Below are 23915 nucleotides of genomic sequence, written 5' to 3'. Positions count from 1 at the left end.
CATGCTGCGCTTCCTTTCCTGATGCTTGTGGCTGTCGCGACAGACCACGTTCTATCATCAGCTCGAAGCGCAGCACCTTCCCGCATCACCGTCCGAGGATGGGGCGCAAGCCGAATATCCTATCTTTTGAGTTGAGTGAACTCTTGTATAACCTCGGCAGTAGCGGACGAGGACTGTGATTGATGGCAGAAGCCACATGGCTTGCAAAGCTAGCGCCAGCAAGTGCGATCAGGGCGGAACGCGACGGTGGCCATGTGCGCGTCACCAACATGGAACTGTTCTTCGACCTCGTCTACGTCTTCTCCATTATCCAGCTTTCCCACTTTCTGCTCGCGCATCAGACCTGGACCGGGGCTCTGCAAGCGGCCACGGTCTTCGCTGCGGTCTGGTGGGCGTGGAACTACACGGCCTGGGCGGCGAACTGGCTTGATCCCGATCACCCTGCCGGCCGCGCCCTGATGATCGTGCTGATGGCTTGCGCGCTGCTGATGGCGGTGGCGATGCCCTATGCGTTCGGCCTGCGGGCGGAGCTCTTTGTAGGCGCCTACGTTGCAATGGCGCTGATCCGGGCGGGCTATGCGGCGCTGGTCATGCGTGGTCAGACAATGGGGCGGAACTACGCCCAGCTTTGCGCCTGGAGCGCCTTCTCAGGCCTGTTCTGGATCGCGGGCGCGCTCGTTCCGTCGCTCCGTCTGGAGCTCTGGATCCTCGCGGTTCTCATCGACTACGCCGCGCCTTATGCCGGGTTCTGGCTGCCGGGAAAAGGCGCTACGGCAATGGAGAGCTGGACCCTCAAGGGCCTTCATCTGCTGGAACGCAATCAACTCGTCTTCATCATCGCGCTTGGGGAATCCATCCTGCTTCTGGGCGGAACGCTTGTCGACGGGGAGCTCGGCGGGGCGACGTTGCTGGCGGCAGGGCTCGGCTTCCTGACCATTGTGACACTCTGGTGGCTCTACTTCGTGCGAACCACGGAGGGCGAGCATGCCTTCGAGCATGAACAGAACCACACCCGGCTCGCCCGCGCAGGGCTCGCCTACGCACATGGCATCATGGTCTGCGGGGCGATCGTGGTCGCCGTCGCCATTGAGGAGATCATCGCGCATCCCGACGATCCCGCGCATCTGCCGACCATCCTCATCGCGGTGACGGGGCCGTTGATCTTCCTTGTCGGCAACGCACTCTTCCGGGCCACGATGGCGCGGCGTGTGCCGCCCGTCTACCTGGTGAGCATTCTGGGTCTTTTTGCGGTCGGCTACGCGGTTCATGCGCTGCATGCTTCGGGGCTTGTTCTCGGCACCGGCGTGCTGGCGGTCCTGGTGCTGACGACATGGCTGTCCTCGCGCCGTCAGGAAACCTGATCGTGAGTAGCGGCCAGACGAGACGAGAAGGCCCCGGTGCCGAGGTTCTGAAGACCGGCGGCCTTCTGGCGGCGCTGGTAATTCACAACCTGATCTATCCGCTGTCGACCCAAGGCGTTATCGGGCCGTTCGTTTTCTATGCGATCTACGCAGCGATGTTCGTGATTGCCACCTGGCTTTTGACCGGCAACGCCGCCCTTCGCTGGGCGGCCGCGGCGACCGGTGCCGCCGTATTCACGGCAGGGCTTTTCAATTCCTACGCGCCTTCGCGACTGACGGCTCTCGCCGTCTATATCACCTCGATTGCGTATCACGGCGTCATCATGGTGGTGCTGACCTGGTACATCTTCGCAGCCCGGCAGGTGTTCACCGAGATCATCCTGGCTGCTGCGTCGCTCTATCTGGTCATCGGCTCGGCCTTCGCTGCCATCTTCGCGCTGATCGCATGGCTGGAGCCGGGCGCATTCTCGTCCGGGTCGGGAGCCGAGGTCGACTGGCAGCAATTGCTCTATTTCAGCTACATCACGCTTACGAGCCTGGGCTATGGCGATATCCTGCCGGTGAGTTTCTATGCCCAGGCCTTTGCCGCCTTCGAGGCCATCATCGGCGTGCTCTACACGGTTATTCTGCTGTCGCGGCTCGTCGGCATGCACACGGCGGCGCGATAGAAGCCGCGGGAGGCGATCAAGCACACGATCTCCATCACCTTTTCCGGAACCGGTATCCGTTTGGATCAGGCTCGATCGCTGACGCGCTCCAGGCCGCCGCTCAGTCGTGATGGCGGTAAAGGTCGTTCGAACGGTCGAGATGCGAGCGCATGGCTTCTGCGGCACGATCGGGATCGCCAGCTTCGATGCAGGCGACGATCTTCTCGTGTTCACTGAGCGTCACATTCTCCTGCCCCGACCAGTGCAGGAGATCCGTATGATAGTTGAACAGCCAGTTGAGCATGGCGTCGCTGATCGCAGCGAAAATCGGGTTGTCCGAAAGACTGGCGATCTTGCGGTGAAATGCCATGTCGCCCTTGATGAAGGCGGCCGCATCACCAAGCTTCGACCTTTGTGCCGTCACGAGACTTTTCAGTTCGTCGATATCGGATGGCTGCGCCTTCGTTGTCGCGATACGCACCATGCCGAGTTCGAACAGGCGGCGTGCCTCTTTGAGATGCTCCAGATTGTCGGGCGAAGATGAGAGCAGCATGCGCGCGACCATATCCATCTGGCGAAACATGAGATCGGCTGAAAGCTCGCTCACCCTGGCCCGCTCTCCATGCGATATGGCGATCAGTCCCAGCGTGTGCATGGACTGCATGGCCTCCCGCACGGCCGGCCGGCCCACACCGAAGCGCTCCATGAGATCGCGCTCGGACGGCATGAGGTCGCCCGGTCCCAGCTCCCCCCTGACAATCATTTCGCGCAGCCGCTCGAGAACCTGATCCGACAGCTTGCGGCGCACGATCTTGCCGTCGTCGGTATCCAGAGCGTTCCAGTTTTCCATCGGTCCAGCGACCCTTGTTCTGCTTCGATTTCGGTTGTCAGATAGCGCGAATATGAAACCGACATATATATCAAGTCGAAATGGTCGCGAACCGCGCAGGCAGCTCAAATCCTCCGTACCTCGAAGGCCGCCAGCTCATAGCCGCCTTTGAAATCCACTTCGAGTCGCCGGGTTGTCAGATTGGCGGCCAGCAAGGCCGGTCCGCCATCCATTTCCACGGCGATGGCGGCCAGGCGTTTGTCGTCGCTGACCCGGCAATCGATCAGCCGCGCATCGGCGAAACCGGCAAGGCCGGCAATCGCCTCGCCTATGGGCAGAAGCGCCCCGGTCGCTTCGTCCAGCACGCCTCGCGGGCCGGTGAAGGCGGCAGGTGTCCAGCACCCGATAGCGGCCGGGACAATCCGTGCCCCATAGCCAACCGTCCACGTGGCAGCGAAGCGACCACGCTGACGTGGATCGTCGGCGGCCATGCAGATGCGTTCGCCACGCCGATTGTCGAAGGTCCTCGTTCCATAGGGGTTCTGACGCATGCCGATGGTGGAGGGACCGATATGGTAAGGCGTGTTCGCCCCGATGAACGCGCGCGCGGAACGCGTGATATGCGGCAGGGTTTCAAGCGTCTCCATGACGCTCTCGTCGTCCGCCGCATGCACGATCGGGTTGGTGGCATGGGTGACGAAATCCAGCAGGGCGACCGGCGGGCGCTTGCGATTGAGTTCGGTGAAATAGCTGAACATGCCACCGCCGAGCGGTATATCGGGGAAAGCCTTGCGCGCCGCTTCATAGATTGCCTCCAGAGGCGGGCAGTCAGGCCAGGCGCTGCCTGGCGGCGTCGATTGGCGGTCGACGGAGGGGCAAACGGCGAGGGAAGCGAGCTTAAGTCCTGCTGACCTGACTTGTTCCGAGAGCGCTTCGAATTCGGCGCCAAGGTCGCTCTCGCAGGTCACCACATATTCAAGCTCGTATCGGGCGGGGCAGGACCTCTGCAATTCCGCGAAACCCGCCAAAGCCTGCTTTCCGTGCCCTGTTGTGGGATCGTGATGACACAGGATCGCTTGCGGCCCGATCTCGCTCAGCAGGCCGGTATGCGTCAGCACATCCCGTATCTCGTCCGGCGCGACGGCCAGGCCGATCTTGGGAAAACGCGTTGCAATCACGTCTCCCAGCTCAATCCGCAGAGGCCCATCGTGCCGACCCGGTCTGCTTATTTCGCCAGCCTTCTTTGCCCTTGCCTTGACGCGCAGATCGACGCTTTGCCGGTTGGCGGTCCCAGCCGGCATCAGATAGGGCCAAGGCAGCTCCAGCGGCCGTACATAGGTCTTGTAGGAGGCGTCGGACCAGTTGCGCTGGTCCTCCATCTCGAACGTGTCGCCTTCCATGCGGCAGGCCGCAGAAAGATGGGGCGCGGGACTGTGTGTGAGCGCGCGGATCGATTTGAACGGCTGCCAGGGTTCGATCAGATCGGGGAAGACCGTTTTCCGGATCGCGCCATCACAGTGCTCGACGGTCACCGGCGTGCCGGCGACGCCATCTATCGGATGCAGGACGCTGAAGCCGCAGCGATTGGTCTCAAAATCCCGGTCCGGGATGGCTTCGACCGAAAATAGGAGCTGCCCGTCTGCTCTGCCTTCAATCCTGGCATGGTAGGTCAGGCATGCATCGCCGCTGACGCAGGAGGCGCGATAGACGACGCGAAAACTGTCGTCGCTCTCCTCGACCTGCAATTGAGCGATGCGCGGCACCAGCGTGCCCCAGTCTCGATCCCGGACGATGTAGGAAATCGCGCGCAGGACTTCGTGGCCGTCATAGCGGATATAGCGCAGATTGCCCTCTTCCAACCGGGCAGCCAGGAGCCCGGCGCGAAGAAACCTGTAGGGCGCCGGCGGTGCGGCCGTCCCGAAGAGCCTGGTCGCTTCGTCTTCCGCTGGCATCAGGCCGCATCCCGCATTGCAATCGTCCGATTGCCCTCGGCGGCCGACGTGTAAGCCGCATAGACCAGCGCCAGCGTCTTCAGATTGTCGGCTCCCGAGGTTTCCGGTGAAATGCCATTGGAAAGACAGTCGATGAAGTGCCGCTCGATGTTCAAAACGCTTTCCTGAATATTGTGCCAGGGCCGTTCTGCCCATCGCAGCAATGGCGGCGAAACGTCGTGCTCGATGGTTCCTTCGCCGTTGTGAACCGTCATCCGATAGCCGGCGTCCAGCCGAAGCGTCCCCTCACTGCCGTCGATCTCAAGCAACGTTTCGGGAAAATTCTCGCGTGGGAGGCTGGTGGCATAGCTGCAGTCGACGATGCTTGTCGCGCCGCTCTCATGCACCAGCATCATGGTCGCGACATCCTCGGCGCGGATTTTGGGGTTCACACGCCTGGTGCTGGCGGAAATGGACGCCACGTCGCCGAACAGGAAACGGGCAATGTCGAGAATGTGGATGCCCAGGTCCTGGACGATGAATTTCTCGTCGGTGGCAAGATAGGGCTGCCCGGAATAGACATCATAGGCGGAACGAAAGCTGACGCGGCCCCAGAAGGGCCAGCCGATCGCGCCCCGGTCCATTTCCGCTTTCGCGGCACGGATTGCCGACTGCCAGCGAAAATTCTCATGCACCATCAGCGTCACGCCGGCGCTTGTCGCCACCTGCACCATGGCCTGCGCCTCCGCCATGGTCTCGGCAAAGGGCTTCTGGCAGACGATGTGCAGTCCCGCTGACGCGGCCATTTCGACAAGCGGGCGATGGGTCTGCACTGTGGTGGCGATATCCACGAAATCCAGTGCCTCGGCCTCGATCATCGCCGCGGCATCCCTATAGGTTCGTTCAATGCCGAAGCGGCGCGCCGTCTCGTCCAGTCGTGCCTCGTCGCGGTCGCACAGCGCGAGGATCTCCGCCCCGTCCACATCCCTCCAGGCATGGAGATGGTTCTGTGCAAAGAAACCGCAGCCAATCAACGCGCCTCTTTTCATCGATTTTCTCCTTACCGACCGAGCGCCGCCTGCTGCTGCAGGGCCACGCGCGCCTGCAAGCGCTGTTGCGCCTGGTCGACCACGACTGCGGCGATGATGACAAGCCCCTTGATGACGGTCTGCCAAAAGGAGCTGACGCCCATCATCACCAGCCCGTCCGACAGGATGCCGATGACGAAGGCGCCGATGATCGTTCCGGCGATGCGTCCACGCCCGCCGGACATGGAGGTGCCGCCGAGTACGGCCGCCGCGATGGCGTTGAGCTCGAAGGTCTCGCCTGTCGCCGGATGCGCCGCGACAAGCTGTGAAGAGATGACGAGGCCCACAATCGCCGCGCAGAAGCCGGAGAACATGTAGACGAACAGCTTGACCCTGTTGACCTTGACCCCGGAAAGGGCTGCTGCGCGCTCATTGCCGCCGACCGCATAGATGTGCCGGCCAAGCGGCGTGCAGCCGGCAAGATATGCTGCCCCGCAGCCGACCGCGATGAGGATCCAGATCGAGATCGGGATGCCGAGCACCGAACCTGCGCCAAGGAGATAGAAGCCAGTCGAGCCATATTCAGGATTGCCCGAAAGGTTCGGGAAGGTCGCGCCGTCGGAAGAAAGGAGCGCCAGCCCGCGGGCGACGTAGAGCGTCCCGAGCGTTGCGATGAAAGGTGCGACATTGAGCTTGGTGATGAGCAGCCCGTTGATCGCTCCGAACAGTATCCCGACGAGCAGCGTGATCAGGATGATCTCGAAGATGTTGAAGTAGAGCGTGTAGCCGATGCCCAGGTCGATGCCGTTGAGGATCAGCCACCCGGCCACCATGCCGCACAGGCCGACAATGGAGCCGACGGACAGATCGATGCCGCCGGTGATGATGACGAATGTCATGCCGATGGCCAGAAACGCGTTGAGGGCCACATGCTTCGACATGATGACGAAATTGGCCGTGCTCAGGAAGTTCGGGGCTGCGAAGGCGAAGAAGGTGAACACCGCGATGAGGGCTATGAAGGTCCGCAGCTTGAGCAGGAGCAGAAGCAGCGGCTGGCCGCCCTGACCGGGAGTAGGCACCGCAGCGGCGTTGGATGTCATGTTCGGCTCTCCCCTTTGTCGATTCCCTCGCGGCCCATGGGCGCATGCCCCTCGGCGGACGCGGCAACGATCTGTTCTTCGCGGGCTTCCGCCTGGCTGAATTCTCCGGTGATGCGGCCATTCGACATCACGATGATGCGGTCGGACAACGACATCACTTCTTCCAGATCCGATGTAACGAAGAGAATGCCGAGCCCCTCCGCCGCCAGACGCCGCATGGTGCGGAACACCTCGGCTTTGGCGCCGACATCGATGCCCCGGCTCGGCTCGTCCATCAAAAGCACCTTTGGGTGCGTCATCAGCGCCTTGGCGATCACCACCTTCTGCTGATTCCCGCCCGACAGCGAGCTGACCGGATTTTCCGGGCTCGCGATCTTGATGGCGAGATCGCGCACGAAGGACAGCACCGCATTCCGCTCGCGCTTGAGGTTGAGGTGGAAGCCGCTCGTGAAGCTTTTCAGGCTGGACAGCGACATGTTCTCGCGGATGGCCATGATCTGCACCAGCCCCTCTGCCTTGCGGTCTTCGGGGATCAGCGCAAGGCCGCGGGCGATGCGGGTGGCGACGTCGGGCTCGTTCAGCACCGCGCCATCGACGTAAAACGTCCCCGTGGAGTGGGGATGCTGCGCCATGATGCATTCGAAGAACTCCGAACGTCCCGCCCCCATCAGCCCGTATATTCCGACGATTTCGCCCGCCCTGAGGGTGAGGGAGACATGATCGACCGTGAGACCGCCGCTTTTGCCCGGTAGGCAGATTTCCTCGGCACGGAACACTTCCGGCCCCAGATCATGTATCTCGGTCTTCGCGAAATCCTTGGAAGCCGCGCCGATCATGTTGCGTACGATCCAGCCGACATCGACGCCGCCCATGCCGCGCGAGCCGGTGATCCTGCCGTCGCGCAGCACCGTGATATAGTCGCCGATGCGGATCAGCTCTTCGAGCCGGTGCGAGATATAGACAATGCCGACACCGCGCTTCTTCAGGTCGGCAATGACGCGGAAAAGGATCTCGACCTCCGCGGCGCTCAAGGCCGAAGTCGGCTCGTCCATGATGAGAATGCGGGCATCCTGCGCCAGCGCCTTGGCGATTTCGACGATCTGCTGTTCGCCGATGCGCAACTCGCCAACCAGCGCGTCGGGCGAGATGTCGTGCTCCAGCCGCTGCATCAGTTCCGCCGCGGCCTTGCGCTGTCGGTCCGTATCGATGTCGATGCGCCCGCGCGTCTTTTCCCGCGCGATGAAGATGTTCTCCGCCACCGTCATATTGGGGAACAGGTTGAGTTCCTGAAAAATGATGCCGATGCCGTGCTGTGCGGCAGCGCGCGTATCGGCGAAGGTGACGGCTTTGCCATCGACGAAAATCTCGCCGGAGGTCAGTTGCTCGACACCGGCAATGACCTTCATCAGGGTCGATTTGCCGGCACCGTTTTCCCCGACCAACACGTTTATGGCGCCCAGATGCACGTCGAAATCGACCTCGCTGAGGGCCAGCGTGCCGGGATAGACCTTGGTTGCACCGCGCACCGACAGCCCTATCTCGTGGCTCACGCCCATCGCTTGGCTCACGGCGGTCATTGTCTGACCAGCTTCATTTCAACCGGCGTGATGAGGATGGCATCGCCCTTGCCGCGCACCGTGAAGGCCCCAAGCGCCTCGACAGGCTGTCCAACGAGGCTCTCGCGCGGAAGGCCCTCCAGGGCCGTCTCGTAAGCCTTTGTGTTGAGCGCCCGCGAGAGCTGGGCAAATTCGATCTGATCGGTAAAGGATGTGAAATCGATGAAAGGCAGAACGTCGCGCAACGTCGTTCCGCGGATGACGGGACCGAGCTGCAGAACGGCATCCGCCTCGCCATCGCCATTCACGTCGACATCAGCGGTAGCTGCCCGCGTGTCGGTCTTCGCCGAAACGATCTCGCCTTTGACCGAGACCGCGAAATTCCATGGACTTCCCTCGCTGGAGGGCCGGTAGCCGTGCGCTTCGCCGGCAGCGTCGAGATCTGCCTCGATGGCCGGTCCAAGGGTCGCCAGGTCGGTGGCGCTGTCGCGCATATGCGGCAGGACCCGGGCATCCCATATTTCATCGACCAGAGCGGTCATATTCCCGCCCGACTTGCCGGAGACCATTTCGCCATCCCCGCCCTCGGATGCATTCTTGATCAGCTTGCAGCCGGCGAGACCCGTAAGTATCAGGGCAATGCAGACGGCCGGGGTTGCGTCGCGGAATATCAATATTGCCTCCTCGGCAGAAGATCAGGGTGTGCTTTGAGGCGACGGGTCCCGCATCTTTTCTCGATGCGGAACCCGCCAAAGCCACACTGGCGCGTCAGTTCATGGCAAAGGTTTCAAGATCGCCGGCGTTATCGCCGGTGATCAGAATGCAATCCATCAACTGCTTCTCGTCCTGGCCGGTCGAGCCCGTCTTGAGATACTGGTCCGCCTGCTCGACCGCCAGTTCGGCCTGCCTGTAGGCGGGCTGCAACACGGTGGCCTTGATGCCGCCCTTGAGGATGGAGTCGCGCACATCGTTGCTGCCGTCGAACCCGACGACGATCACATCGCTGCGGCCGGCCGCTTCCAGGGCAGCCCACGCGCCCATCGCCATGGTGTCGTTGCCCGAGATCACACCCTTGATGTCGGGATTGGCCTGGAGAATGGTTTCCATCTTCTCGTACGCCTCGGTCTGGCTCCAGTTGGCCGACTGCTGCGCCACCATCTCCATATCGGGATATTGATCGACGATGTCATGATAGCCGGCCGAACGGATGCCGGCATTGGTGTCGGCCTCGCGGCCGAGAAGCTCGGCATACTTGCCTTCCTCGCCCATCAGCCGGACGAACTCTTCCGCACCGAGTTGCGCTCCCTGATAATTGTTGGAAACGATCTGCGAGATGGCGATGCCCGATTCCTTGATCTCGCGGTCGATCAGGAAGGACGGGATGCCCGCCTCCTTGGCCCGTTTCACCGGGGCAACGGTGGCGTCGGCGCCGGCATTGTCGAGAATGATCGCCTTGGCGCCACGGGCAATCGCCGTATCGAACAATTCGCTCTGCTTGTTCGGGTCGTCGTCGTGAACGAGCACGATCGTCTCGTAGCCCAGTTCCTCGGCCTTCTTCTGCGCGCCGACCGCTTCGGCCTTGAAGAAGGGATTGTCGTGTGACGGCGTGATGATGGCGATCAGATCGGCCGCCGATGCGGCCGCCGGAAAGGCGGCCGGAATCACAACTGAAACGGCCAGGGCCGCGCCTGCAAGTAGGGTTCTGCGTGTGAAAGTCATGATATCCTCCCTGATAGACTTTCGATCATTTTCTTTGGACGGCCACCCCTCTCGGAGCGTCCGGCCATCTTCGATCTCATGTGATGCGCTGGATGCTCTCGGTAATCTCTTCAGGCTCGAAAACACCGAGCCAGTCGTCGCGCATGAGGCGCGGTTTGCCATTGGCGATGGCCTTGTTGCAGGCGTCCGAGAAGACGCCGTTGACTTCGCCCATCACCACCGCGCCCAGGATGTTGAGATGGCCGAGCAGGAAGTCGCGCGCGGCAACCGGGTCGACACCACGACGCACAACTTCGTCCATCGCTTCCTTCATGACGACCAGAAGCGTGGCGCATACCGTCTCCGAAAGGCCGGGCTCCAGAAGCGCCATCTGCTCGACCGTCACCCGGTGCGAACGCAGGATGGGCTGGAAAATGGTCTTGGCGATCTCCTCGCCCAGCGCGTAGTCTTCCTCCGGCCCCTGCATCAGCGCGCTGACGATGGCTTGCCTGGCGGCGACGCCGCCGAAATAATCGCGCTTGGCGGGAAGCTCGGTCTCGTCATTGAAGATGGGCGGATGGCAGGGATGGGTGACGAAGTAGGTCACGTCCTCGCGAACGGGGAAATGGCCCGCGAAGGGTGCGGCCGCATCCAGCGCGACAATCATCGTACCGGGCGCGACCTTGTCGACGAGGCCGGCCGAGACCTTCCTGATCGCCGTGTCCGGCACAGCAAGGATAACGGCGCGCGCGTCCTCCAGCGCCTCGTCCAGCGCCACGCAATCGGCCCCGATCGCCTCCTTCAGGCGCTGCTGCCCCGCCTCGCTGACCTCGACATGCGCGACGTCGAATCGCGAACCCTTGAGATTGCGCGCTAGACGCACTCCCATTTTCCCTCCGGCACCGATAAGCGCGATCTTCATTATTTCTCCTCGCAGTTGCCGGAAAAGATTTGCAGGCAATCATCATATTGTCAACTGGTATGATGAGTTGATAAGAAATGGGCGCACCGCATCAAGAGGAGAGAGCTATGGGTAGGCTGTATGCGCGCTACGAGTTGGAAAGCCCGGTCGGCCTTGAGCGCGCCGCTGCGGTGATCGCCGGCGAGCAGTCTTCCGGCACCTTCCTCAGACTCCCCGGGGAAACCGACGCGCTGCGTGAGCGCTCCGGCGCCAGGGTCGAGGAGATCGCCGAGCACTCGGTTTCAGAACGACCTTCCCTGCCGTGCCGGACCTCGGGCGGTTCCTATACCCGCGGCGAAATCCTGCTGTCGTGGCCCGTCGAGAACATGGGAGCATCGCTCACCAACGCGTTGGCCACGGTCGCCGGCAATCTGTTCGAGCTGGCCGAGGTCTCCGCTCTGCGGCTGCTCGACGTGGACTTTCCGGAAGACTTCGCAAGGGCCTATCCCGGCCCTGCCTTCGGCGTTGCCGGCACACGGCGGCTTGCGGGGGTGGAAAAGCGCCCGCTGATCGGCACCATCGTCAAGCCCAGCGTCGGCCTGTCGCCGCAGGACACGGCGGCACTGGTGCGCGAACTGGCCGAAGGCGGCATCGATTTCATCAAGGATGACGAGTTGCAGGGCAACGGCCCGCATTGCCCCTTCAACGAGCGCGTCGAGCATGTAATGCGCGTGCTGAACGACCACACCGAGCGTACCGGCAAAAAGGTCATGTATGCCTTCAACATTACCGGCGAAATCGAGGAGATGAAGCGCAATGCCGACCTGGTGCGCGATGCCGGCGGGACCTGCGTGATGGTCAGCCTTTTTTCCATTGGGCTCGCCGGCCTTTCGGCCATCCGGGCCCATGCGGAATTGCCGCTGCATTGCCACCGCAACGGCTGGGGCATTTTCTCGCGCTCGCCCGATATCGGCATAGGCTTCCGCGCCTGGCAGAAATTCTGGCGGCTGGCGGGCGCGGACCATCTGCATGTGAACGGCATCGCCAACAAGTTCACCGAAAGCGATGCATCGGTGATCGACGCAGCGCGTTCAGTGGGTGAAGCCATGTTCGCCGACAGTGCCTATGATGCGGTGCCCGTATTCTCGTCCGGCCAGACGGCTGTGCAGATGCAACTCACATATAAGGCGCTCGGAAACGGCGATTTCCTCTATTGCGCCGGCGGCGGCATCATGGGTCATCCCGGCGGGGTAGCCGGCGGCGTCGCCAGCCTGCGCCAGGCGGCGGAGGCGGCGATGAAGGGCATCGCGCTGGACGATTATGCCGCCGAACACGCGGAGTTGCGGCAAGCGCTTGCCATGTTCAAGGACAAGCGCACATGACGGGCGATTCGATGAGCGACGGGCTTCTGCTGTCCTACTACGGGGATGATTTTACCGGCTCCACCGATGTCATGGAGGCCCTCTCGTCGGGCGGCGTTCCCACCGTGCTGTTCACCGGTATTCCCGACGACGCGCGGGCCGCCAGATTTGCCGATTGCCGCGCGGTTGGCATTGCCGGCGTCAGCCGCAGCCAGACGCCGGACTGGATGGATGGCAATCTCCCTGCCATCTTCAGCTGGCTCAAAGGGCTGAATGCGCACCATTGTCACTATAAGGTCTGCTCCACCTTCGACAGTTCCCCCCGCCAGGGCTCCATCGGCCGTGCCCTGGAGATCGGCCTGCGGTGCTTCGACCAGAAGACGGCGGCGCTGGTGGTCGGCGCGCCGCAACTGCGCCGCTTTACCTATTTCAGCCAGCTTTTCGCCGCCTATCGCGACCGGGTCTACCGCATCGACCGGCATCCGGTGATGAGCGCCCATCCCGCAACGCCGATGCAGGAAGCGGACCTGCTCGTGCATCTGGGGCACCAGACCGGGTTCGCCACAGCCTGCCTCGATCCGGAGATCCTCAACGAACCGTCTCTTTCCGAGGCCCTCGCAGATTTCGACCGGCAAGCCGTTCGCTGCATTCTCATCGATGTGTACGACGCCTTCTCACAACGACAGGCAGGGCTGCTCCTCGACAAGGAGCTTGATCGGTTGGGCCCCTTCGTTATCGGCTCTTCAGGGGTCGAATACGCACTGCTGGAGGTGTGGAAGGACGCGGGCGTTGCCCGCCCGGCAGACGCACCAAAGCCTCTGCAGAAGCTGGAGCGCATCGCCGTTGTCTCCGGCAGTTGCTCGCCGACCACCGCACGCCAGATCGACGTCGCCTGCGCCAACGGTTTCGACGGAATCCCGGTTGATTTTCAGGCGCTCGTTTCGGGTCAAGGGTTGGAGGCGGCTTGTGTGGAAGCGTTGGCGCAAGCCTCCGCCGCACTCGATGCGGGAAGAAGTCCGATCCTTTACACGGCACGCGGCGCGCAAAGCGTAAGGGGGCACGTTGCGGAATCGGGTGATGCCGCCGGCCGCGCGCTCGGGCACCTGCTGAACGCTTTGATCGAACGCCACGACCTGCCTCGCGCCGTCATCGCCGGTGGGGACACGTCGAGCCATGCATTGAGCGCACTCGATGTCTTTGCGCTTACGTTGCGCCATCCCATTCCCGAAAGCCCCGGCTCGCCGGTATGTGACGCGCACCGTTCTCAAGGAGGCGTACTGGAACTGGCCCTGAAGGGCGGGCAGATTGGCCGTGACGATTACTTCGTAAAGCTGCGCGACGGCCGAGTGGGCATTCCGTCATAGGCGATCGATAATTCAGGCTCATCGCCAGCCTGCCTCATGTCTGTCAGCCAATGGCTCCCGCGCGCAGGTCCCTTCGGCGAGAGCCTGGTCACGCGTGAGGAGGAGAAGTCCGAGGCGGCAAAAGGACGGGCGACTCATTCAGCAGCCGAAGGCGCGCGAGCAGCTGGCTATCCCCAGATGGAAAGGGGCCCACACCGGTCGCAGATTTCGACGTCGAGGAAAATTGACGTATGGCCGCCTCCCGGTCATGCTCTGGGCATGATCGGCGGTGTGCTTCTTGATCTTGCTGGCGTCGTCTACGATGGCCAAAAGCCGATTTCCGGTGCGGCGGAGGCCATCGCGCGCCTACGTAAGGCCGGCCTGCCGCTGCGCTTCGTAAGCAACACCACGCGCTCGACGAAAAAGGCGGTTCTCGGTCGTCTCGACGGTTTTGAAATCTCGGTTGCGGAGAACGAGCTTCTCACGCCGGCGATAGCCGCACGGGAGTGGCTGCAAAAGCATGACTGCTCGCCCCATCTTCTGGTCCATCCAGGGCTCGAGCCGGATTTCTCCGGCCTGCCCGCTGGCGGCAAGCCGGCGGTGGTGATCGGCGACGTCGGCGAGGCGCTGGACTATTCCAAACTGAATGCCGCCTTCCGGAAACTGAGCGAGGGCGCCGAGTTCCTGGCACTCGCCAACAACCGGATATTCAAGGATGCCGACGGCAAGCCCAGCCTCGATGCGGGCCCCTTCGTGGCCGCCTTGGAATTTGCCTGCCAGCGCAGCGCCATCGTGCTTGGGAAACCTTCGGAGGATTTTTTTCGTTCGGCGCTCGCGAGCATGGGCTGCGAGCCCGAGACGGCCGTCATGGTCGGCGACGATGCCGAAGGCGATGTCGCGGGGGCCCTGCGCGCGGGATTAAGCTGCGCGCTACTTGTCCGGACCGGAAAGTACCGCTCCGGCGATGAGCAGCGCTTCGAGCCAAAGCCGACCGCCCTGGTCGACGATCTCACCGCGGCAGTGACGTGGATTCTGAAACGGAAAGCTCATAGCTAGCCTGCCCTCGAACCGGATTGCGAGAAGACGAGGGCTTTTGTTGGCTCCCAGCTGAACCGCACCGCCTCGTCCGGCACCAGATCCAGCCCCTCCCGCTGCTCGGCAACGAGCATCTGGCCGTCCCTTAGCCGGCAATGGATATAGCGCGTGCCGCCGTGATACTCCGAAAATTCGACAGTAGCCGCCAGCGCGGACGGTGCATCGCGGTCAGTCTCAGGTCTCCGCAGTCAATTGCTTCGCGCGCCACGGTTCAATGGACCGTGCCCCGCTCCGCGAGAAAATCGAGCAACGCCCTGACGCGCGACGGCAGCGGTCCGCCTTGGCCGACATGGACGGCGTAGAAGGCCTCCTTGTCTCCGGGATCGAGATGTTCGAGGACTGGTATGAGCCGCCCGGCGGAAATGTCGGCCCGCACCGTGAAGGCCGCGAGGCGGGCGAGCCCGACACCGGTCAGCGCCAGATGGCGTAGCGCCTCGCCGTCGCTCGTCTGCACGCGCCCGACCGTCGGCACCACGACCGTCTCGCCGCCTTCCTTCAATGGCCACCCGTCGACCGTCCGCACATAGCCGAAGCCGAGCCGGTTGTGCGCCTCCAGATCGGCGATCGTCTTCGGCTTTCCGAACCTTTCGAGATAGGCCGGCGCGGCGACGATCGTTATGGGCGTCTCGCCGAGCTTGCGCGCGACAAGGGTCGAGCTTTTGAGCGGCCCCGCCCGCACCGCGACATCCGTGCGTTCGGCCAGAAGGTCAATCACCGCGTCCGTCTGCACGATGTCGAGCGTTACGTCCGGATGAAGCGCCAGAAACTCCGGCAACACCGGCGCAAGCACATGGGTGGCATATGACGCGCTGGTATTGAGGCGGATGCGGCCTGCCGGCTTTTCGCCTGTGCCGGCGCTGCGTTCCGCATCTTCCAGATCGGCCAGGATGCGCGTCGAGCGCTCGTAGAAGGCGCATCCCTCCGCCGTGAGTTGAAGCCGGCGTGTCGAGCGGTTGAGCAGCCGCACACCGAGGCGCGCCTCGAGCCGGGCGATCAGCTTACTGACGGCCGAGGGCGTCATCCGGCAATGCCGTGCGGCAGGCGAGAAGCCGCCTTGCTCGACCACCTGGGCGAACACTTCCATCTCGCCCGACCGATTGACCTCCATCCGTGCCATATGAATTCAACTCACATATCATGTTCCAGAAGGCATCCTATTTCATCAAAAACATCGGGTCTATGTTCCGAACCACGATCGCGAAGGAACAGGACTAATCATGCCTTTGGCTCTCTATGCCTTGACCGTCGGCGCCTTCGGCATCGGCGTCACCGAGTTTGTCATCATGGGTCTGCTTCTGGAGGTTGGCAGTGACCTGAACGTGACCGTCGCCGCTGCCGGCCTGCTGATCTCCGGCTATGCGCTGGGTGTCATGGTCGGCGCGCCGGTGCTTACCGCGCTTACGGGGCGCTGGCCTCGCAAGAGGGTGCTGGTCGGGCTGATGTTCATCTTCACCCTCGGCAATACCGCCTGTGCGCTCGCGCCGAGTTATGGGCTGCTGATGGCCGCGCGGGTGCTCACCGCCCTGGCGCACGGCACCTTCTTCGGTGTCGGTGCGGTCGTGGCCACCGGCCTTGTCGCCAGGGAAAAGCGCGCTTCGGCCATAGCGATCATGTTCACCGGAGTGACGCTCGCCACCGTCCTCGGCGTTCCGTTCGGCACATGGCTCGGACAACAATACGGCTGGCGTGTTACCTTCTGGGCGGTGACGCTGATTGGCTTGATCGCTCTTTCTGTCATTGCGGCTCTTGTGCCGGGGGACCGGGGCGCACCCGAGGAGTCGGATTGGCGTTCCGACATCAAGGCCATCGCGCGCCGCCCGGTTCTGCTCGGTCTGGCGACCACTGTGCTCGGCTATGCCGGCGTGTTCGCGGTATTCACCTATGTTGCGCCCTTGCTCACGCAGATCAGCGGCTTTCCCGACAGCGTGGTCTCTCCAATCTTGCTGGTCTTCGGCGGCGGGCTTGTCGCTGGAAACCTCCTCGGCGGCAGGCTCGCCGACCGCAATCTTCATCGTTCCGTACTCGCCACACTCGCCGCGCTCGGCGTGGTGCTTGGTCTGATGGCCATCGCGTTTCACGAGCCCATCGCAGCCGTGCTCTTCGTCGGCTTGCTGGGCGTGGCAGGCTTCGCCACGGTCGCGCCATTGCAAATGTGGGTGCTCTCGAAGGCGGAGGGTGCCGGCCAGAGCCTCGCATCGAGCTTCAACATCGCCGCTTTCAATCTTGGCAACGCAATCGGCGCCTGGGCTGGCGGCATGATCATCGAACATGGGCCAGGCCTCGAATTCGTACCGCTGATCGCAGCGCTCTTCCCGCTGGTCGCCATCGTCATCGCATTCCTCGCGATGCGGGCAGGGCGCATTGGCCTTACGCCCCAATCCTCCACTGCCGTCTGAGGCGCCACCTTCAATCGAAAGGATTATCGTCATGGACTATCGCAATCTCGGTGCTTCCGGCCTCAAGGTGCCCGCCTTGAGCTTCGGCGCAGGCACTTTCGGAGGCTCCGGCCCGCTGTTCGGCAACTGGGGCAGTTCTGATACGCGGGAGGCACGCCGGCTCGTCGGCATCTGCCTGGATGCCGGCGTCAACCTGTTCGACACGGCCGACGTCTATTCCGACGGTGCGTCGGAACAGGTGCTGGGCGAGGCCATAAAGGGCAGGCGCGCGGAAGTGCTGATCTCGACCAAGACCGGCCTCCCGATGGGCGACGGTCCGAACGATGCGGGCTCGTCGCGCTCACGGTTGATCCGCGCGGTCGAGGATGCGCTGCGCCGGCTTGGCACCGATTACATCGACCTTCTGCAACTTCATGCCTTCGATGCCGGCACCCCGGTCGAGGAGGTGTTGTCGACGCTCGACATGCTCGTGCGGGCGGGCCAGATCCGCTATGTCGGCGTCTCCAATTTTTCCGGCTGGCAGGTGATGAAATCGCTCGCCGCCGCCGACAAGCACGGCTGGCCGCGCTATGTCGCCAACCAGGTCTACTACTCGCTCGTCGGTCGCGACTACGAATGGGACCTGATGCCGCTCGGGCTCGACCAGGGACTTGGCGCCCTGGTCTGGAGCCCGCTCGGTTGGGGTCGGCTCACCGGCAAGATCAGGCGCGGAACACCTATTCCCGAAGGCAGCCGCCTGCACGAGACCGCGAGCTTCGGGCCGCCGGTGGACGATGAGCATCTCTATCGCGTGGTCGACGCGCTCGATGCCGTTGCCGAGGAGACCGGAAGGACCGTGCCACAGATCGCGCTCAACTGGCTGCTTCAGCGCCCGACCGTGTCCTCGGTCATCATCGGCGCGCGCAACGAGGAACAGCTTCGGCAGAACCTTGGCGCTGTCGGCTGGGCTCTGACGGCCGACCAGATCGCCCGGCTCAAAGAAGCCAGCAGCGTGACCGCACCCTATCCCTACTTCCCCTATCGCCGGCAGGAGGCCTTCGCGCGTCTCAATCCGCCGATTGAATGATCGGCCGACCTCGCTTCCTCTTGCATTATGTTCTCTTTTTGTTCTAATATCGAGTGAACATCAGAGTGCGGAAAGGGAGTACGCATATGCAAGGCGTATTCGAGTTTTACCGCGACTTGCCCGTCAGGCCCAGACGGCCGGAGCGGCTGTTCTTTGCGCTGCTCCCGGATGTCGGGACAGCTATTCATATCGCGCAGTTCGGGCAACGATTCGTTCGTGAAAACCGTCTGGAGGCGAAGCGGCTCGCGACCGAACGTCTGCATGTCTCGATCCATCACGTCGGAGACTTCAAGCGTCTGCGAACCAAATTCGTCTATGCGGCGAAGCAGGCCGGCAAAGCCGTGTCGATGTCCCCGTTCGAGTTGATTTTGGGTTCCATCAAGAGCTTCGAGGGCGCTCCATCGACCGGTGGCAGGCCGCGCGGACGGCCTCTGGTCTTGCTCGGCGAGAGCGATGCTCTGCTGCAACTCCACGGGACCCTCGGCACTGCGATGGAGAGAAACGGGCTACGGGCTGCGGAGCATTTCGTTCCGCATATGACGTTGTCCTACGGCCGAAGCTCGATCCCCGAGCGGACGATCGAGCCGCTCCACTTTCGAGTGAAGGAATTCGTGCTCGTCCATAGCAGGCTGTGGCTCACACAATACGAGATCGTCGACCGCTGGCCATTGGGCAATTGAGCCGTCGTTTCCGAGCTCGAAAGCGATGTATTTGGGCGAGACAAAGGGCGATGCAATGGCCGCGACCATTTGAGTAAAGGCGCAACACCGGCCTTGAAATTTCGCCCATGCCGGGGTCTTCTGTTTTTCATGAATGACAAGGCTTATTCGGAATTGCTGCGGCGATTTCGGTCTCGGATCGAGGAAGAACTGGCCGAAATCGACAGGCTGAGCGAGGAGAATGCCGCGTGGAGCGCGCCGGTCGAACTCGACCAGCAAAGCGTCGGCCGCGTCTCCCGCACCGATGCGATGCAGATGCAGGCGATGTCGCAGGCTGTCCAGCGGCGGCGGGCGGGGCGGCGCCAATTGCTCCTGCAGGCATTGAAGCGGATGGATGAGGGCGAATTCGGCTATTGCAGCGAATGCGGCGAAGAAATCGCCCTCGGGCGCCTGAACGTCGACCCCGGCGTCACCGCATGTGTGCGGTGCGCCAAATGACGCCGTGCCTCCGGCCGATCTAAGCGCCCGCCCGCGCTTCGCGGAACGACACCAGGCGCTTGGCATTCTCGTCCCACAGCACCAGCTTCACGCAGCTCAGGCTCTCCAGGAGGGTGATGCGGCCGATGTTGCGCAGCTTGGGATGATCGCGCAGGACTTGCGGCAGACGATAGAACGGCACCTTGCTCGACAGGTGATGCACGTGATGGATACCGATATTGCCGGTGAACCAGTGCAGCACCGCCGGAAGGTCGTAGTGCGAACTACCGTGAAGCGCGGCACGCTGAAAATTCCACTCCTCGCCTTCGGACCAGTGCGTTTCCTCGAACTGGTGCTGGACATAGAAAAGCCAGACGCCGCCGGTCGCCGCCATCAGGGTGATCGGCAGCTGCACCATGAGAAACGGCCCGACCCCCATCAGCCAGATCAGGCCTGCCACCGGAAGCGCGATGCCGAGATTGGTTGCGATTGTCGAAACCCAGGGCAGGGCCCCGGCGCGCATGAACCCGACGGGCAGCCTGTACTGGCAGATGAACAGCCAGGCGGGACCGAGGCCGAACATCACCACCGGATGGCGGTAGAGCCAGTATCGCGCACGGCCCCACCACGGCAGGGCGCGGTACTCGCCGACCGTAAGCGTTTCAATGTCGCCAATGCCGCGCTGGTCGAGATTGCCCGCCGTCGCGTGATGGACGGCATGGCTGCGGCGCCAATAATCGTAAGGGGTCAGCGTCAGTACGCCGATGGTGCGTCCGGTCCAGTCGTTGGCGCCGCGCCGTCCGAACAGCGAGCCGTGCCCGCAATCGTGCTGCAATATGAACAGGCGGATCAAAAACCCGGCTGCGGGAATGGTCAAAAGCAGTCCCCACCACCAGCCATGGACGGCGGCCAAGGCGGCCATCGTCCACAGTCCCGCGAACGGAATCGCAGTTATGACGATCTCGACAGTGCTGCGGAGCGTATTCGGTTTGCGATAGGGAGCAAGGGCAGCCATCCAGGCGCGGGCATCGGTATCCATGGCGGTTTCGCCAGCGGCTTTTGACTTCACAAGACCTCCGGGCCTGGACACATGCCCAGGCAAAACGTGTATCTAAACGGGGCAGGACGTTTCATGCGTAGCCCATGATTTCTGCTCCGTGGCACGCTTAGCATGGAAAACGGAGTTCTGCGCATCAGTTTCGCTCACCGCACAGGCAAAACCGGGCCGGAGGGCCGGATGAATGTGGATGCGGTGGCGATTTAACTCGATTTTGTGCGGGAAAATCGCGGAGCGCCTGCGGCGCGGTACAAAGTTCAGCAAGCAAGATCGATCATCCACAGATGGTGGCCGTTGCTGGCTAAAACAAGGCGTGCAACGAATAGATGCGTCTTTATCTGCCGCAATTGCTTGTCCAAGCGTCAGGGGTCGCGCATGGTTGTGCTTTGCTCTCGCGTCCGCTTGCGGATGCTGTAATGAGGGAAGGCGTACTCTTGACCAAGGCGTTGTCGGCGCGACTTGCCGCAATCGTCGAAGCCCTGCCGCTCCGGTCGGGCTTGCGTGTGCTTGAGATTGGATGCGGCCCAGGGGCGATGGCGCGGGAGATCGCCAGGCGCTTGGGGGAGGGCCATATCCTGGCCATAGACCGGTCCGCCAAGGCCATCGCCCAGGCAAGGGCCGCTTCCGGCGATGAGATCGAAGCGGGCAGGCTGAGCCTGCGCCAGGTCGCCATCGAGGATTTCGAACTGCTGGCCGGCGAAGCGCCCTATGACATCGCCGTGGCCATAAGGGTCGGCGCGCTCGATGGACGCCAACCCGAGATCGGCCGGCGCGCAAGGCAGCGGATCGCTGCCGCGCTGGCGCCGAACGGTCGTCTCTACATCGGCGGCGGCGATCCGCTGTGTGAGATCGCTTTGCAAGGGGAATGAAGGCCGCTTGTATGGCGCCTTTCAGGGCTCCGCCTTGGCCACCTGATCGGCGAAGACTTCCGGATGTTCCCTCGAAAAGGTCTTGAGTTCCGCGACGACGGCATCGATATGCGCCGCCATCGCCGCACGCGCGGCAGGCGGGTCCGCGCGCTCCAATGCATCGATGATCGCCAGATGCTCCGCATAGGTGACCACGTGCCTGCGCGGCGAGCCCAAAAGGCGGCGCACACGGTCGAGACCCAGGCGCACGCTTTCGACCGTGACCCTGAGCTTCGGATAGTCGAGCGCACCCACCATACGGTCGTGGAAGGCGGTGTCGAGAGCATGGAAGCCCTCGCGGTCGTTGGCCTCCATCGCCGCCTTCTGATAGCGCATGTTGCGCCGCAAATCCTCCATCATCCGCGCGTCGGGCGCGCGGGCGAGTGCTTCCGCCACATCGGCCTCGAGCGCACGGCGAATGAACAGGTTCTCCATCACGTCGGCGAGCCGGATTAGCGAAACCCGCGAGCCGCTTTGCGGGCGAATGTCGACAAGGCCCTCGCTCTTCAGCCGGTTGAGCGCCTCGGAGATCGGAAAGCGGGAGACGCCGAACCGCGTCGTCAGCTCGGCCTTGTCGAGCGGCGTTCCCGGTGCAACTTCGAGCGTGACGATTGCCTGGCGCAACGCATCCGCTACCCTGTCCGTGGCGCCGATGCGCTCGCCCGGGCCCTTGTTGGCGTTATGGCTGCTCTTGTTCGCAATATTGGCGCTTGATGTCATGCTAGCATGTTAGTACAGTTTCGATGGCTTGAATATCACGGTTTGCAGCAACCGCCTATGGGCAACGGCTCGCTTGCACAAGCAGGGCATATCCGCCTGGGCCAGCGCGGAGGAGAACGGGCGGTCCGCTGAGGCGTGTTTCGAGTGTTTTTTAAACGGGAGGAGTTCAAGTTGAGAAAAACCGTGACCTATTCGATGGCCGCCGCCGCTCTGGCAGGCGTGTCCATGCTAGCCATGCCCGCATCCGCCCAGACGGTGCTGAAGTGGGCCCACGTCTATGAATCCAGCGAGCCCTATCACACTTGCGCCGTAGAGGCCTCGGACAAGCTGAAAGCGGCCACCGAGGACCGCTATTCGATCGAGGTCTTCCCGGCCTCGTCGCTGGGCAAGGAAGTCGACATCAACGAAGGGCTCGGCCTGGGCACCGTCGACATCATCTACACCGGCCAGCTCTTTGCCGGCCGTGCCTACGGCCCAATCGCCATCGGCGGTGCGCCGTACATGTTCCGTGACTACGAGCACTGGGACAGATACCGCAATTCCGACCTCTTCGCCGAACTGTCGGAAGGTTATGAAGAGGCCACCGGCAATCACATCACCTCGCTGACCTATTATGGCGAGCGTCATGTGACCTCCAACAAGGAGATCCAGCAACCGGGCGATATGGCCGGCCTGAAGATCCGCGTGCCGAACGCGCCGCTCTACATGATGTTTCCCGAGGCTGTGGGCGCCAATCCGACGCCCATCGCCTTCGCCGAGGTCTATCTGGCTCTGCAGCAGGGCACGGTGGATGCGCAGGAGAACCCACTGCCCACCATCCAGGCCAAGAAGTTCTACGAGGTTCAGGACTACATCACGCTGACCGGCCACATCACGGATGCGCTGTTGACCATCGTCGGCGGGCCGGCCTGGGGCGCGATGGACGAGGCGGACCGCGAGACGCTCGACAAGGTGCTGGACGAAACGGCCGCCTGCGCCACACAGCAGATCATCGACAAGGAAAAAGAGCTGGTCCAGTGGTTCCGTGACGAGGGCGTGACGGTCAATGAACCGGACCGCACACCTTTCCGTGAGGCGACGATGAAGCTTCACAACGGCGAGGACGCGACCTGGGACCAGGAAACCTACGACCGGCTTCAGTCGATCGAGTAGGCCTGACGCCGACAAGACGGAACGCGCGCGCCGCGGCCTTCAGGCTGCGGCGCGACGCCTGTACGGGACGAGTTCATGTCACAGCAAACCGACAATAGCGACCTTGCGATAACGCCCGAGGAAGAAGACCTGTCCGACGTCCAGATCGACGACTATCTGGTATTGGGCGTCTTCTGGGCCCTGGCCTTTGTCGTCTTCCTGCAGTTCTTCACCCGCTACGTGCTCAACAATTCGCTGGGCTGGACGGAGGAGATCGCGCGCTTCCTGCTGATCGGGGTCACGTTCATCGGCGCCATCATGGCGGTGCGCAAGGAAAGCCACATCGCGGTGGAGCTCTTCTATCGCTACCTGCCGCGCCGCGGCCGCTTCGCCCTTCAGATCGCCGTCGATCTGATCGCGCTCCTGTTTTACGCGGTCACCGCCTGGCTGTGCACGCAAATGGCTCAGAAGACACAGCAGATGATGGTGTCCATCGACGTGCCGAAATCGGTCGTCTACTGGATCGTCGCCGCCTGCTTTTTCGCGATGACCGCCTATGCCGTGCTTGTGCTGATAAGGCACCTGCGGACGGGCAGCAGCCGCCTCATCGATCCGGAAACCTTCGCCGTAACAGGCAAGAACATCTAGGCT

Annotated in this window: 24 protein-coding genes; 12 read left to right on the top strand and 12 right to left on the bottom strand. The window is 62.7% G+C overall.

Features of this window, described 5'->3' with window-relative positions:
* Nucleotides 1-182: 182 nt before the first annotated feature.
* Both N1058_RS02520 and N1058_RS02515 read left to right on the top strand, forming a co-directional pair.
* On the top strand, nucleotides 183-1361 hold the full coding sequence (locus tag N1058_RS02520) for a low temperature requirement protein A (RefSeq protein ID WP_265515889.1): 1179 nt from the start codon (nucleotides 183-185) through the stop codon (nucleotides 1359-1361).
* 2 nt (nucleotides 1362-1363) lie between these two features.
* A complete protein-coding gene (locus N1058_RS02515) occupies nucleotides 1364-2029 on the top strand; it encodes a potassium channel family protein (RefSeq protein ID WP_265515888.1) in 666 nt (221 codons plus the stop codon).
* A 100-nt stretch (nucleotides 2030-2129) separates the two neighbouring features.
* Here the strand turns inward: N1058_RS02515 and N1058_RS02510 are convergent, their stop codons facing one another.
* The 8 genes from N1058_RS02510 to N1058_RS02475 all read right to left on the bottom strand — a co-directional run bounded on the left by N1058_RS02510 (nucleotide 2130) and on the right by N1058_RS02475 (nucleotide 11075).
* A complete protein-coding gene (locus N1058_RS02510; protein ID WP_265515887.1) occupies nucleotides 2130-2858 on the bottom strand; it encodes a transcriptional regulator NanR in 729 nt (242 codons plus the stop codon).
* Nucleotides 2859-2962: 104 nt separating this feature from the next.
* Complete coding sequence (apnL, locus tag N1058_RS02505) at nucleotides 2963-4789, bottom strand: D-apionate lactonase (protein ID WP_265515886.1); 1827 nt, start codon at nucleotides 4787-4789, stop codon at nucleotides 2963-2965.
* Entirely contained in the window at nucleotides 4789-5817 is a 1029-nt protein-coding gene (locus N1058_RS02500) for a Gfo/Idh/MocA family protein (protein WP_265515885.1), read from the bottom strand. Before N1058_RS02500 ends, apnL begins: the two co-directional genes overlap by 1 nt.
* A gap of 11 nt (nucleotides 5818-5828) precedes the next feature.
* Nucleotides 5829-6896 (bottom strand): ABC transporter permease, encoded by a 1068-nt coding sequence (locus N1058_RS02495; protein ID WP_265515884.1) that lies wholly within the window; start codon nucleotides 6894-6896, stop codon nucleotides 5829-5831.
* The gene (locus N1058_RS02490; protein ID WP_265515883.1) at nucleotides 6893-8473 is read right to left on the bottom strand and encodes a sugar ABC transporter ATP-binding protein; all 1581 of its coding nucleotides are present in this window, start codon (nucleotides 8471-8473) and stop codon (nucleotides 6893-6895) included. The genes N1058_RS02495 and N1058_RS02490 overlap by 4 nt, the downstream gene beginning before the upstream one ends.
* Nucleotides 8470-9126 carry a DUF2291 family protein gene (locus tag N1058_RS02485; RefSeq protein ID WP_265515882.1) on the bottom strand — a complete coding sequence of 219 codons (657 nt, stop codon included), beginning with the start codon at nucleotides 9124-9126 and terminating at the stop codon, nucleotides 8470-8472. Before N1058_RS02485 ends, N1058_RS02490 begins: the two co-directional genes overlap by 4 nt.
* Nucleotides 9127-9220: 94 nt before the next feature.
* Nucleotides 9221-10171 (bottom strand): D-ribose ABC transporter substrate-binding protein, encoded by a 951-nt coding sequence (locus N1058_RS02480; RefSeq protein WP_265515881.1) that lies wholly within the window; start codon nucleotides 10169-10171, stop codon nucleotides 9221-9223.
* 76 nt (nucleotides 10172-10247) lie between these two features.
* Nucleotides 10248-11075, bottom strand: a complete 828-nt coding sequence (locus N1058_RS02475; protein ID WP_338040607.1) for a phosphogluconate dehydrogenase C-terminal domain-containing protein — start codon at nucleotides 11073-11075, stop codon at nucleotides 10248-10250.
* A 104-nt stretch (nucleotides 11076-11179) separates the two neighbouring features.
* Here N1058_RS02475 and N1058_RS02470 point away from each other — a divergent pair, with 104 nt between their 5' ends.
* The 3 genes from N1058_RS02470 to N1058_RS02460 all read left to right on the top strand — a co-directional run bounded on the left by N1058_RS02470 (nucleotide 11180) and on the right by N1058_RS02460 (nucleotide 14811).
* Nucleotides 11180-12433: a ribulose-bisphosphate carboxylase large subunit family protein gene (locus tag N1058_RS02470; RefSeq protein ID WP_265515879.1), complete on the top strand. Its 1254-nt coding sequence runs from the start codon at nucleotides 11180-11182 to the stop codon at nucleotides 12431-12433.
* Entirely contained in the window at nucleotides 12430-13776 is a 1347-nt protein-coding gene (locus N1058_RS02465) for a four-carbon acid sugar kinase family protein (RefSeq protein ID WP_265515878.1), read from the top strand. Before N1058_RS02470 ends, N1058_RS02465 begins: the two co-directional genes overlap by 4 nt.
* 270 nt (nucleotides 13777-14046) lie before the next feature.
* A complete protein-coding gene (locus tag N1058_RS02460; RefSeq protein ID WP_338040606.1) occupies nucleotides 14047-14811 on the top strand; it encodes a TIGR01458 family HAD-type hydrolase in 765 nt (254 codons plus the stop codon).
* On the opposite strand, the gene N1058_RS02455 is transcribed toward N1058_RS02460, so the two are convergent.
* Nucleotides 14808-14951 (bottom strand): TOBE domain-containing protein, encoded by a 144-nt coding sequence (locus tag N1058_RS02455; RefSeq protein WP_420847931.1) that lies wholly within the window; start codon nucleotides 14949-14951, stop codon nucleotides 14808-14810. The two genes, N1058_RS02460 and N1058_RS02455, sit on opposite strands and share 4 nt — an antisense overlap.
* 110 nt (nucleotides 14952-15061) lie before the next feature.
* Nucleotides 15062-15967 (bottom strand): LysR family transcriptional regulator, encoded by a 906-nt coding sequence (locus N1058_RS02450; protein WP_265515876.1) that lies wholly within the window; start codon nucleotides 15965-15967, stop codon nucleotides 15062-15064.
* Nucleotides 15968-16067: 100 nt separating this feature from the next.
* Here N1058_RS02450 and N1058_RS02445 point away from each other — a divergent pair, with 100 nt between their 5' ends.
* The 4 genes from N1058_RS02445 (at nucleotide 16068) to N1058_RS02430 (ending at nucleotide 19469) form a co-directional block, all read left to right on the top strand.
* On the top strand, nucleotides 16068-17246 hold the full coding sequence (locus tag N1058_RS02445; RefSeq protein ID WP_265515875.1) for an MFS transporter: 1179 nt from the start codon (nucleotides 16068-16070) through the stop codon (nucleotides 17244-17246).
* Nucleotides 17247-17277: 31 nt separating this feature from the next.
* The gene (locus N1058_RS02440; RefSeq protein ID WP_265515874.1) at nucleotides 17278-18312 is read left to right on the top strand and encodes an aldo/keto reductase; all 1035 of its coding nucleotides are present in this window, start codon (nucleotides 17278-17280) and stop codon (nucleotides 18310-18312) included.
* 86 nt (nucleotides 18313-18398) lie between these two features.
* Nucleotides 18399-18992, top strand: a complete 594-nt coding sequence (locus N1058_RS02435) for a 2'-5' RNA ligase family protein (protein ID WP_265515873.1) — start codon at nucleotides 18399-18401, stop codon at nucleotides 18990-18992.
* Nucleotides 18993-19121: 129 nt separating this feature from the next.
* Nucleotides 19122-19469, top strand: coding sequence for a TraR/DksA family transcriptional regulator (locus N1058_RS02430; protein WP_265515872.1), 348 nt, complete (start codon nucleotides 19122-19124; stop codon nucleotides 19467-19469).
* 19 nt (nucleotides 19470-19488) lie between these two features.
* On the opposite strand, the gene N1058_RS02425 is transcribed toward N1058_RS02430, so the two are convergent.
* Nucleotides 19489-20550, bottom strand: a complete 1062-nt coding sequence (locus N1058_RS02425; RefSeq protein WP_420847924.1) for a fatty acid desaturase — start codon at nucleotides 20548-20550, stop codon at nucleotides 19489-19491.
* A gap of 371 nt (nucleotides 20551-20921) precedes the next feature.
* On the opposite strand from N1058_RS02425, the gene N1058_RS02420 reads away from it, so the two are divergent.
* Nucleotides 20922-21374 carry an SAM-dependent methyltransferase gene (locus N1058_RS02420; RefSeq protein WP_265515871.1) on the top strand — a complete coding sequence of 151 codons (453 nt, stop codon included), beginning with the start codon at nucleotides 20922-20924 and terminating at the stop codon, nucleotides 21372-21374.
* A gap of 21 nt (nucleotides 21375-21395) precedes the next feature.
* Here N1058_RS02420 and N1058_RS02415 read toward each other — a convergent pair whose 3' ends face one another.
* A complete protein-coding gene (locus N1058_RS02415) occupies nucleotides 21396-22133 on the bottom strand; it encodes a GntR family transcriptional regulator (protein ID WP_265515870.1) in 738 nt (245 codons plus the stop codon).
* A 195-nt stretch (nucleotides 22134-22328) separates the two neighbouring features.
* On the opposite strand from N1058_RS02415, the gene N1058_RS02410 reads away from it, so the two are divergent.
* Nucleotides 22329-23285: a sialic acid TRAP transporter substrate-binding protein SiaP gene (locus N1058_RS02410; RefSeq protein ID WP_265515921.1), complete on the top strand. Its 957-nt coding sequence runs from the start codon at nucleotides 22329-22331 to the stop codon at nucleotides 23283-23285.
* A 75-nt stretch (nucleotides 23286-23360) separates the two neighbouring features.
* On the top strand, nucleotides 23361-23912 hold the full coding sequence (locus N1058_RS02405) for a TRAP transporter small permease (protein ID WP_265515869.1): 552 nt from the start codon (nucleotides 23361-23363) through the stop codon (nucleotides 23910-23912).
* Nucleotides 23913-23915 lie beyond the last annotated feature (3 nt).

Source organism: Nitratireductor luteus (assembly GCF_026162365.1).
GTDB lineage: Bacteria > Pseudomonadota > Alphaproteobacteria > Rhizobiales > Rhizobiaceae > Chelativorans > Chelativorans luteus.
Note: the sequence above shows the minus strand (reverse complement) of the source record. Positions and strands in the feature narration are given on the sequence as shown.